The sequence below is a fragment of the Nitrosomonas supralitoralis genome, assembly GCF_003011925.2.
GTDB classification, from domain to species: Bacteria; Pseudomonadota; Gammaproteobacteria; order Burkholderiales; family Nitrosomonadaceae; genus Nitrosomonas; species Nitrosomonas supralitoralis.
The window spans coordinates 86,788-96,536 of the sequence record NZ_PXXU01000008.1 but is presented as its reverse complement, the minus strand read 5'-3'; the positions used below and the strand labels follow the sequence as shown (position 1 = coordinate 96,536).

The window sequence follows — 9,749 nt, the reverse complement described above, 5'->3', positions numbered from 1 at the left end:
CCGCATCAAACAAAGTGTCAAAGCTTAAGTTTTTTAGCACATCAATCAAAACAACATATTTCCGTTAAGGATTTCACTTGCACTTACTCTATAGCTAACGCTAATTGCTGATTATACTATATAAATATTCATATATAAGGGATTACACTTACGTGTCTGCACGAATATTGCCTCCCGCACTTCTTTAGTAATATCCAATGTCAGGTTTTTCTGATAGCAATTATAAGGGAGATAAGCAGATGATCAGGAAGAATAGATTATTAATCTACTTGATAAAATTTTTAATATTTATAGGTTTTTTTTGGAATAACAGTGCTTTTGCCGCCGAAGTAAAAAATGTGGAAAAAGAAAAAGCAAAAAGCTCTTCGGTTATTGCTAGAAGTCACAAGCCACCCAGAGAGGCTAGCAATGCGCCTTTCAGTGCACAAGAGACCGTTGGCGAAACTCGGTTTGACTTTGATAATTTGACTGGACTGATGGAGAATCATAAAACTCCACTTGCTGCCATGGCGCCAGATTGGCTCAATTTAGCGGTTGAGCACCGTACGCGCTACGACGCCTATGATAATGGCTTTACGAGAGCTATACCGGGCTTTAATGATCAGATCCATCAACGGACACGATTCTTGATGGAAATCAAGAATATTATAGATCCTCTAAAATTCACACTTGAGCTGACAGACATACGCGCTCCCTTAGCAAATTTTGGACAAGGTCAATCACCTGTTTTTGCTAATCATTTTGATTTTACCCAACTGCATCTTGATTACTTATTCAAAAATTTCTTGGGAACAGGCTATAACGCGACATTTGAAGTCGGTCGTTTTTTGCTGGAAACAGGAGAAGCACGCTTGTTAGGGGGTCATCGTTGGGGAACCTTCACACCCACTTTTGATGGGATACGACTTGTAGTAGGAAACGATCAAGAAAAATGGGGTCTGCAGGTATTTGGCACCCGCCCAGTTAACAGGCAGCCAACACATATGGATTGGAATACGCCTGAAACTTATTTTTCAGGTTTGCAGATTACTAACCGCGATCTACCATGGGCTAATGTCGATTATTATTTTCTGCAATTAAATGAGGGAAATAGACTCAGAAAACGTAACCTATCCACTACGGGATTTAGACTGTTTGCCAAGCCAATGGCAGGCCAAATGGATTATGAAATTGAATCCATGTATCAGTTTGGGGATACTCAAGATACCAAGGTTTTTGCGCATCGCCATCATGGTGAGATAGGTTATAGCTTTGATACTTCAATGCCTTTAAGATTAGTTTATCTTTTTGATTTTTCATCAGGAAGTCAAGACCCCAACAAGAACTTTGATATTCTGTATGCTAAACGCCGCGTTGAATATGGCCCCACAGGTATGTTCGGACCATTCTTTCCTTCCAACCTGCTCTCACCTGTAGGTTTTCGTGCGACATTCATACCGCGCCCTGATGTCAGGCTTATGATGTCTCATCGTGCATATTGGTTAGCCAATAAGCATGGTGCGTATGTAGGGAGCGGTCTGCAAGATCCCACTGGTCAGGCCGGCACTTTCCTGGGCAATATGCTTGATATCAGTGTAGGTTGGGCTCCTCAATGGAGTTATCTGAAACGCATAAGCTTTGATATAGGATATAGTCATATATTCAAAGGCGATTATTTCGATAAAGTTGCACAAAGTCCGGGCATGGCAGATACCAACTACGGCTATACCATGGCCACCATTAAATTCTAATTTTTAGACACGTAAATATCACGCTTCCATCAACATATGATTTAATTTATTAAATCATATGTTGATGGATATTTTGTCAAAATGCTAAGGCCAAATCTGTTGACGAGCTTGTGCCACCGTGCCATAAAAAATATTCACATTTTCTCTTGTTCAACAAGAATCAGTCGTTAAGTGAACATTCCAATAAATAATCAGCACCCGCTTATTCGCCTTCTTTGGTGTGCAATTGGCGCATTCGTGGCACTCTTCTTTGCTTTATGGGTCATAAAGCTATCCGAAACACCGTTTCTTCTGGCGTCACTTGGAGGATCCACTATCTTTCTCTTTGGTCTCACGCGCGTTCCTGCCGCTCAGCCGCGCGCATTGTTGGGAGGACATGTGGGCGGAGCATTCATTGGCATAGCTTGTTACCAAATTTTCGGAGACTCGATTCTCGCCTATACGACAGCTACTGCTCTTACTCTATGCTTTATGCTCCTGACACGTACAGTTCATCCACCTGCCGGCGCTAATCCTATTATCATGATTCATGCTCACTCCGGGTGGTCGATACTTTGGGAATCTGTATTTCTAGGGGTTGGCTGTCTTTTCCTGACAGTATTGGTGTGGAGTCGTTTTTACCCAGGACTAGTCCATTACCCGGTTTCATCTATGGAGCCATCACCTCCAAATCTCAACTGGGGCGGGTGGCAAGAAGATTAGAATGGAATTGTTGCGTCCAAAGAAAACAGAACTTGATCCTTCTTTCCATCAAATGGACGAAATGCCATGTCCATACCAACTGCGCGGTCATAACGGATGTTTTTCCGGATACGAATATTGCGGATAGGCTTCCAGCCTCTCTCCCACCGTTTTACCGGCTTCCAGTTCATGCCCAGCGTAACTGCGTAATAGTCCGCAGGTGCACTGATAAAAGGGATATTCCCTGCATAACTGACACCTTTGTTGTTTAACGCAGACAATATGCGATAAGGTGAAAAAACACGCCAGCCATTGCGGTCATGAAAACGTTCCGCACGAATGCCTATAGACAGATCGGGAAGCAGATCGTAAGTAAGATGCGTATTGATACTATACCAGGCAGCATTGCGTATTCCTTCGGGCAGACTGATGTTGCTGGCCCAGCCATGAGTATGATGCAATACCATGTGAGTTTTGGTCGTAAGCCGATGTCGCAAGACAACGCTGTACATCATCCAAGGCTCATTGACCGCTGTTTGTCCATAGGTACCACCAATTTGCCCCGCAGTTCTTTTGTCGTCACTACTCCACATGATATTCGCTATCCCGCCCCAGTTATCAAGCTGTTTATCAAATCCGCCATCCCAACCGCCGGTTGCGCTGCCTGTGGTTACACCGCCTTGAATCTGCCAGTTCTGATTGATGGTCTGACTTCCTAAGAATCCGGTATGAGTAAATGGTTCACCGCTGTTCAGAATATATGCGTGAGTATAAAAGAAGTTATCCGGCGCCGGAACGGTTTCATATCCCAACGGTGTATAGAAGTGTCCCATTTTGATGTTGAAACCACGGCCCATTGGTATATAAGCCTCTAGATAGGCTTGCGGCAACGCGATTCCGTATGTGCGCGTCGATTTACAGCACAAATTAAGGTCCCAGTTACCACGGTTTGAAGGTTCAGCAGTATTCTCATCGAATGCGGAAATACCAAAAGCCTGCGAATAAATTGCATCGGTACCAAAGAGGAAATCAAAGCGCCCCCCTATGTCCCACTTTGCGCCTTCCGATTCGACATGACGTTGTAGAAAGAAATTGAGTTGATTTAACTGAAACCGATTGGCACGATCAGCAAAAGTAACCGTACCATTAAAACCATCTGAAGGATTATTGGCATTATAAGTCGCACCACCGTTGACCCAACCACCCAATTCCAGACCGTGTTGTTTAAGCAGGTTTGGCAGGCTAGTGGCATGCGTGTTGCAGATGCTCAGTAAAACAAGCAACAGAACTCCAATTGGCACATATACCCTTGTGTTGCTATTTTTACTTACATTACGCATTTTTTCCTCGCTTGTGTTCCTGATCGTATTAACTCAAAGTAAAATAGGAGGGACGCACCTTAACGCACCCGAGGCAATGTCGTGTATCGGGGAAACCCTTATTTTTATCTCAGTAAAACCATTAATTAAACAAAATACGTGGAAAATCGCATTGCCGGTAAGTCATCATTGACTCAGTCGGTTAGATCTTATTTCAATGGATAGAACAAATCCGCCTAACAATTCCGAATCCAGCAAGGTGAAGCCGAAGCAGAGACGCAGACGCGTTACAGTTGCTCGTACTGCTAGCGATATCAGCAAGCCGAGGAAAAAACGAACCCGAAAAACTCAATCCGGCGGGCTCCGGCGGAAAATATTGTTAACCGGTATCGAAATTTTTGGTTTGAGTATTGCAGCATTTTGCGCCGTCATCATGCTGCTCGGTTATTTCGCCAATCGATTTTCCGGCACCAGTTTCTTTGTCAACCTGCTACCGTTTGCTGCCGGTGTCTTGGGTATGGCACTGTCAGGAAGCATTATTCTGGCGGGCTGGTGGAAGATGAGAAAATGGTTGCGGCTACATTCTGAATTTTTGACTCCAGCTTTATCCTTGATGCTGGCTCTGCTTATTTCCTGGTTTGTCACACACGATCAATTTGCACTGGCTTACGGTAATTTTCGTACTTTGGTTGGCGGCAAAGAAGAAGCCGGACGCATGACAATTGCGCATCAAGTCTTCGCAGCTTACCGGCGGCATGATACCGCGCAACTACAAAAAATGGTTAATCGTTCACAGGAATATCGACAGTCGATCGAAGATGCCGCTCGTTCTTTTAACATTGATATCAATATACTACATGGAATCGCAGCGACCGAATCCTCTTTTATTCCGCGAGACAGCAGCGATGGTGGAAAAGGATTATTTCAAATTACCCGCGTTCCAGAGGCAATCATTGTGCAGGCACGCAAACGGCTCGGTGTAGAAAAAATCGTTTTGGAAAACTCCCATCACAACGCCTTTGTTGCCGCAGCCACATTTAAACATTATCTGGCTGAAATGAGGGGCGATCTCTTTCTCGGACTATTAGCCTACAACATCGGTCCAGCGAACGGAGGTTTACGTTTTATCATGCAACAATATGGCGCGACCGATTTCACCACGATTCAGCCTTATCTGCAAACCCTGCCGCGCGATTATCCGATCCGGGTATTGTCCTACTCGCTGGCATTCCGTCTCTGGCATAAGGAGGGCAAATTACTCGCTTACGAAGAAGGCAATAATGCCATTTATATCCAACGCATGGGTATACCGGGATTGCATACTGGTTTGTAATCATCCCTCAATCTACGGTTATTTGATCCAGACCGTTTTAATATTCACAAATTCGCGGATGCCATGATATGACAACTCTCGTCCATAACCGGATTCCTTAATACCTCCGAATGGTAGGCGCGGATCGCTTTTGACAATGCCATTGACGAAGGTGGAGCCGGCACGAATCTGCCGCGCTAGCGCTTCGCCGCGTATAGTATTGCTTGTCCAAACGCTGCCGCCAAGACCAAATTGCGTCCGGTTGGCTAATTGAACCGCTTCTTCCGCATTTTTTACGCGCACGATTGCCGCGACCGGACCAAACAACTCTTCATCAAACGCCGCCATGCCTGGCTGCACGTAATCCAGTATTGTTGGCGTATAGTACGCGCCTTGTGTACCGATAACAGTGCCACCAACTATAAGCTTCGCGCCTGCTGCCAGACTACGTTCAACTTGTGCGTGCAGATCAGTGCGCAAGTCTTCACGTGCCATTGGCGCAATACCGGTTGCTTCATGCTTCGGATCTCCACTTTGCAGCTGGCTGAGAATCATTCTCAATTCCTCAACAAAAGCATCTGCAATCACATCCATGAGAATAAAACGCTTGGCCGCAATGCAACTTTGCCCCATGTTTTGCAAACGAGCCGCAAAGGCTTGCTTGGCAGTCGACTCGATATCAGCATCCTCGAGCACGATAAAAGGATCTGAACCACCTAATTCGAGCACACATTTTTTCAAGTGCTGTCCGGCGATAGCTGCGACTTTGCGCCCTGCTGCGCTACTGCCTGTCAAAGTGACTGCAGCAATACGGTCATCTGCAACCACCGCTTGCGCTTGCTCGCTGCTGATCATCAGTGTGCGAAAGGAATTCTCAGGAAAACCAGCTTGCCGGAATGCATCTTCCAGTGCCAATGCGCAACGCGGTACATTTGACGCATGCTTAAGCACCACCGTGTTACCTGCCATCATCGCCGGTGCCGCAGCGCGGACTAATTGCCAAAAAGGAAAATTCCACGGCATGATACATAGCACGACACCCAACGGCTGATAAACCACTAAACTGCGGCTTGCATCGGAGGCGATTAGTTCATCACTCAGATAGGATTCAGCTTTATTAGCGTAATGCTCACAGCCTATCGCACATTTTTCTATCTCCGCTCTGGCTTCCTTAAGCAATTTTCCCATTTCTTCGGTAATCAGGTTGGCATATTCCTCGTTGCGTTGTCGGAAGATCCGTGCGAGATTGTGCATACAATCCGATCGCTGAGTGAAACTCAGCGCCGCCCATTCAGACTGCGCTGAATCCGCTTGGCTCAGCACCGTATTGATTTCATCAGATTGCCAAGTTGGGAATGATTGTATGATTTGACCTGTGGCCGGATTGATGGATTGCATTGACATGACAGAATAGCCTTATCGAGTAATTTAATTAATAAATCTACGGCAAACACATGCATTCTGTAGTTTGCTCTACATTACCGATTATGTATGAATACTTCTATGATGCGCTTGAAGTATGGTGAGACAAACAGCAACAAAACAAAACCAACTGGAAATGCAATACTCCATGAATAAAGCCAAGGTTCGATAATGGCATCGGAAAAACCAAGATTCACCGCCGTAACAATTGCAGATACACACCCAGTCATTGTTGCGGACATTATCAAACAATAAATGCAATGTGCTAGTAGTTTCTGCTTCATGTAAGCTCTGTTTTTCCTGTTCCTAAGCTGCTAGCTCAGAATTGTAAACAAGTTTATGTGAAGAAATTCTCAAATTCATTGTATATATTTGTTCATTTTAAGTGACTGTCATAATTTTTTATTTTGCCAGAACTAAATTCTCAGTGCACATCATGGCTTCTTTACCCCTTCATAGGGAATTACTTTAATCAGGAAATGCCACACCAACGAACATCAAAACAAAATCACTTTCGGGCCGTATCGAACCTAATAAGGAAAATAACCGCAGGAGGATCGCTAATTAGAGCTTACTCAAAAAACATAAGCAGCTGATTAGGTTTAATAATAGTGTATATTTTGGTAGAATAGCGCTCATAAATATGTGAATTAACACCAAAAACTGTGCACTATGATTTGTTATATCAGCCAAAAGCGACTGCCACTCGAAGGACTTGATACACCGCCGGGCATGATTCTTGATTCCAATAATCACTGGTTAAAACAATGGAATTTGGCGCCAAAAATAAGCGCGAGCTTGACCGGAAAAGGGTTGGCACATGTCGACAAGCTGCACTGGGACGTCCACCAAGATTACACCTAAAAATAAAGATGAATGGATGCGCCTGAAAGTACCACGGCGACAGGAATATCGCGAGCGCATTCCGATTGAAGGAAAGTTTGGATATCGACTTAACAATATTCGGGCCAAGCGCGCTGATACGTCTGCCGCATGGATTAATAGTATCTTCCCAGTTATGAATCTGCTTATTCTGGTGTAGGTTTTTATTTGCCTGAGAAATCAGGCAGCCAAAATAGCATTCTGGGTGACCAAAAAGAGCATACCCAGAGAAATTCCGTTTGCTCGTGCCTGTCAATTCATCTCAAACCACTATTTCTACTTGACAGCGCATAACTGATCGCTGAATTTATGAGTAAGCTCTAATTAATTACTCACGATTCTTGATTTCTCATTAAGCGTGCTTGTTGCTTCCAGGCTGTTCCATAGACATTTATTGTTACTTGCTCGCGCAATCTCCTTTAATATCTCCTGATGCCGCGCATTTTCTTCAGTGGTCGCTGCAATAATTCTTAAATTAGTACTATCCAGGTCTATCAACGAGTGCTGCACAAATTCAATATAGTCCAAATCAATCAGCAAGCTTTCTTGCCCTCGGGTCATAGCAAGATAAACCTCTGCCAATAATTCCGCATCCAATAATGCGCCATGCAACTTACGTCGTGAGTTGTCAATATTGTATCGTTCACACAAAGCATCAAGGTTATTGCGCTTACCAGGATGGAGCTCCTTCGCTAACTTCAACGTATCCGTTATTGACGAGCAATAATTATCGAGTGTTTTTAAATTGATTAAACCTAATTCATGATTGATAAATCCGACATCAAACGGAGCATTATGGATAATTAGCTCGGCATCAGCAATAAAATTCAAGAATTCTTTAGATACTACTTGGAATTTTGGCTTATCTTGAAGAAATTCCGTCGTTAGTCCATGAACTTGCAAGGCACCGTCATCACTTTCGCGTTCTGGGTTCAGATAGTAGTGAAAATGAGTGCCGGTAAATTGTCTATCACACAACTCAACGGCTGCAATCTCAATAATGCGATGTCCAACCTTATACTCCAAGCCCGTCGTTTCAGTATCTAACACAATTTGACGCATATCCCCGCTCCTAACATTAATGCAGTTCTTCAGCAATTATCATTTCAACACCTCGATTGGCCAACAGATCAGCGCGCTCGTTATCAGCATGTCCGGAATGCCCTCTTACCCAGCACCACTCGATTTCATGCTGTTGTGTCAGTTGATCAAGTAATTTCCAGAGATCTTCATTTTTCACCTGTTTTTTATCCGCAGTACGCCAATTGCGCCCCTTCCACGAATCAAGCCATTCACTAATGCCTTTTTGCAGGTATTGTGAATCGGTATGTAAATGTACTTTACAAGGGCGCTTTAAAGATTCCAAAGCACGAATAGCAGCAAGTAATTCCATGCGATTATTAGTGGTAAATTTTTCTCCACCAAAAATTTCCCGTTCATGACCTCCGTATCGGAGCAAAGCTCCCCATCCTCCAATCCCAGGATTCCCTTTGCAAGCGCCATCTGTATATATTTCTACGACTTTAGAATCATTCCTCATCGTGATTTATTTAAGTCGCTAATCTGATTTGGATTGTTCGATGATCGATCTTGCTTTGAGACTTTGATAATTTTCCGAGCAATGGGTGCCATTTTTTTCTTGGCATCTAAACATTTTTTCCAGTCAGGTTTTATTATTCGCATTCCATGCATGTGCTTAATAGCATGTAAAAAATATACCCCACCTGAAATTGGCCACCAGCGATCCCCTGCCGCCTCCATAAAACTTAATCGCCGACGCCATTTCTCTTGTTTAAATGGCGGAGCATAGCAACAAAGCCGACCACCAGCCATTTCGAAATCCAGCAATTTTAGCCAGTCTTTAAGTCGCGACAATGCAATAAAATCTCCATTCCAGGGAAATTCCCGTCGCATTGATTTTAAATGACGACCAATACCCCAGAGACTGAATGGATTAAAACCCGAAACAACAAGATGACCTTCAGGTATCAGAATCCGATGAACTTCCCTTAGTATCTGATGAGGATTTACATTAAAATCAAGCGTATGTGGAAGGATAACAAGATCCATGCTATTAGTCTGGATAGGAAGAAAGCCGGCTTCAGCCCGTAACGAAGCCTCTGACTCAAGCCCTACAAAAAAACGCAAAGGCATTCGATTCAAGCGTAAAAAATCAAACTGTGACCATCCTATTTGCACTGCATTGTAGCCAAATATATTTGCTACCACCTGATCATAATAACGATATTCGTGTTCAATCAAATATTGACCAAGAGAAGATTCCAACCATTGCTGTACATTTTGTGCTGTCATCATGAACAATATCAATTACTCGATATCAAAATTTACACTATTTACTGACATCAATTAACTCTTTTCATTGTGTCAACTTCTTTAAATGGA

At 43.7% G+C, this 9,749-nt stretch carries 11 protein-coding genes; 5 read left to right on the top strand and 6 right to left on the bottom strand.

From position 1 onward, the window contains the following. Nucleotides 1–338: 338 nt before the first annotated feature. A complete protein-coding gene (locus C7H79_RS04310) occupies nt 339–1,730 on the top strand; it encodes an alginate export family protein (RefSeq protein WP_242447139.1) in 1,392 nt (463 codons plus the stop codon). Between the two features lie 171 nt (nt 1,731–1,901). Further along, nucleotides 1,902–2,432 carry an HPP family protein gene (locus C7H79_RS04305; protein ID WP_242447138.1) on the top strand — a complete coding sequence of 177 codons (531 nt, stop codon included), beginning with the start codon at nt 1,902–1,904 and terminating at the stop codon, nt 2,430–2,432. On the opposite strand, the gene C7H79_RS04300 is transcribed toward C7H79_RS04305, so the two are convergent. Further along, complete coding sequence (locus C7H79_RS04300; RefSeq protein ID WP_106706058.1) at nt 2,429–3,751, bottom strand: porin; 1,323 nt, start codon at nt 3,749–3,751, stop codon at nt 2,429–2,431. The two genes, C7H79_RS04305 and C7H79_RS04300, sit on opposite strands and share 4 nt — an antisense overlap. Before the next feature lie 196 nt (nt 3,752–3,947). On the opposite strand from C7H79_RS04300, the gene C7H79_RS04295 reads away from it, so the two are divergent. Beyond that, nucleotides 3,948–5,063 (top strand): lytic transglycosylase domain-containing protein, encoded by a 1,116-nt coding sequence (locus C7H79_RS04295; protein WP_106706057.1) that lies wholly within the window; start codon nt 3,948–3,950, stop codon nt 5,061–5,063. A gap of 18 nt (nt 5,064–5,081) precedes the next feature. Here the strand turns inward: C7H79_RS04295 and C7H79_RS04290 are convergent, their stop codons facing one another. Then, nucleotides 5,082–6,446: an NAD-dependent succinate-semialdehyde dehydrogenase gene (locus C7H79_RS04290; protein ID WP_106706056.1), complete on the bottom strand. Its 1,365-nt coding sequence runs from the start codon at nt 6,444–6,446 to the stop codon at nt 5,082–5,084. A 74-nt stretch (nt 6,447–6,520) separates the two neighbouring features. Beyond that, nucleotides 6,521–6,748, bottom strand: coding sequence for a DUF2798 domain-containing protein (locus tag C7H79_RS04285; protein WP_106706055.1), 228 nt, complete (start codon nt 6,746–6,748; stop codon nt 6,521–6,523). Between the two features lie 388 nt (nt 6,749–7,136). Here C7H79_RS04285 and C7H79_RS18755 point away from each other — a divergent pair, with 388 nt between their 5' ends. After that, the gene (locus C7H79_RS18755; RefSeq protein WP_242447137.1) at nt 7,137–7,328 is read left to right on the top strand and encodes a hypothetical protein; all 192 of its coding nucleotides are present in this window, start codon (nt 7,137–7,139) and stop codon (nt 7,326–7,328) included. Then, nucleotides 7,285–7,506, top strand: a complete 222-nt coding sequence (locus C7H79_RS18750; RefSeq protein ID WP_374057997.1) for a hypothetical protein — start codon at nt 7,285–7,287, stop codon at nt 7,504–7,506. Before C7H79_RS18755 ends, C7H79_RS18750 begins: the two co-directional genes overlap by 44 nt. 164 nt (nt 7,507–7,670) lie before the next feature. On the opposite strand, the gene dnaQ is transcribed toward C7H79_RS18750, so the two are convergent. From dnaQ to C7H79_RS04265, 3 genes are read right to left on the bottom strand one after another with little or no spacing between them, the layout of a single operon-like run. After that, the gene (gene dnaQ, locus C7H79_RS04275) at nt 7,671–8,408 is read right to left on the bottom strand and encodes a DNA polymerase III subunit epsilon (RefSeq protein ID WP_106706054.1); all 738 of its coding nucleotides are present in this window, start codon (nt 8,406–8,408) and stop codon (nt 7,671–7,673) included. A gap of 16 nt (nt 8,409–8,424) precedes the next feature. Further along, nucleotides 8,425–8,886 (bottom strand): ribonuclease HI, encoded by a 462-nt coding sequence (rnhA, locus tag C7H79_RS04270; protein WP_106706053.1) that lies wholly within the window; start codon nt 8,884–8,886, stop codon nt 8,425–8,427. Further along, on the bottom strand, nt 8,883–9,662 hold the full coding sequence (locus C7H79_RS04265; RefSeq protein WP_106706052.1) for a class I SAM-dependent methyltransferase: 780 nt from the start codon (nt 9,660–9,662) through the stop codon (nt 8,883–8,885). The genes rnhA and C7H79_RS04265 overlap by 4 nt, the downstream gene beginning before the upstream one ends. Between the last annotated feature and the right edge of the window lie 87 nt (nt 9,663–9,749).

Bases quoted from the DNA above. Each gene is read 5' to 3' on its own strand.
- C7H79_RS04300 (WP_106706058.1), bottom strand. From the start codon at position 3,751: ATGCGTAATGTAAGTAAAAATAGCAACACAAGGGTATATGTGCCAATT.
- C7H79_RS04295 (WP_106706057.1), top strand. From the start codon at position 3,948: ATGGATAGAACAAATCCGCCTAACAATTCCGAATCCAGCAAGGTGAAG.
- C7H79_RS04290 (WP_106706056.1), bottom strand. From the start codon at position 6,446: ATGTCAATGCAATCCATCAATCCGGCCACAGGTCAAATCATACAATCA.
- C7H79_RS04285 (WP_106706055.1), bottom strand. From the start codon at position 6,748: ATGAAGCAGAAACTACTAGCACATTGCATTTATTGTTTGATAATGTCC.
- C7H79_RS18755 (WP_242447137.1), top strand. From the start codon at position 7,137: ATGATTTGTTATATCAGCCAAAAGCGACTGCCACTCGAAGGACTTGAT.
- C7H79_RS18750 (WP_374057997.1), top strand. From the start codon at position 7,285: ATGTCGACAAGCTGCACTGGGACGTCCACCAAGATTACACCTAAAAAT.
- dnaQ (WP_106706054.1), bottom strand. From the start codon at position 8,408: ATGCGTCAAATTGTGTTAGATACTGAAACGACGGGCTTGGAGTATAAG.
- rnhA (WP_106706053.1), bottom strand. From the start codon at position 8,886: ATGAGGAATGATTCTAAAGTCGTAGAAATATATACAGATGGCGCTTGC.
- C7H79_RS04265 (WP_106706052.1), bottom strand. From the start codon at position 9,662: ATGATGACAGCACAAAATGTACAGCAATGGTTGGAATCTTCTCTTGGT.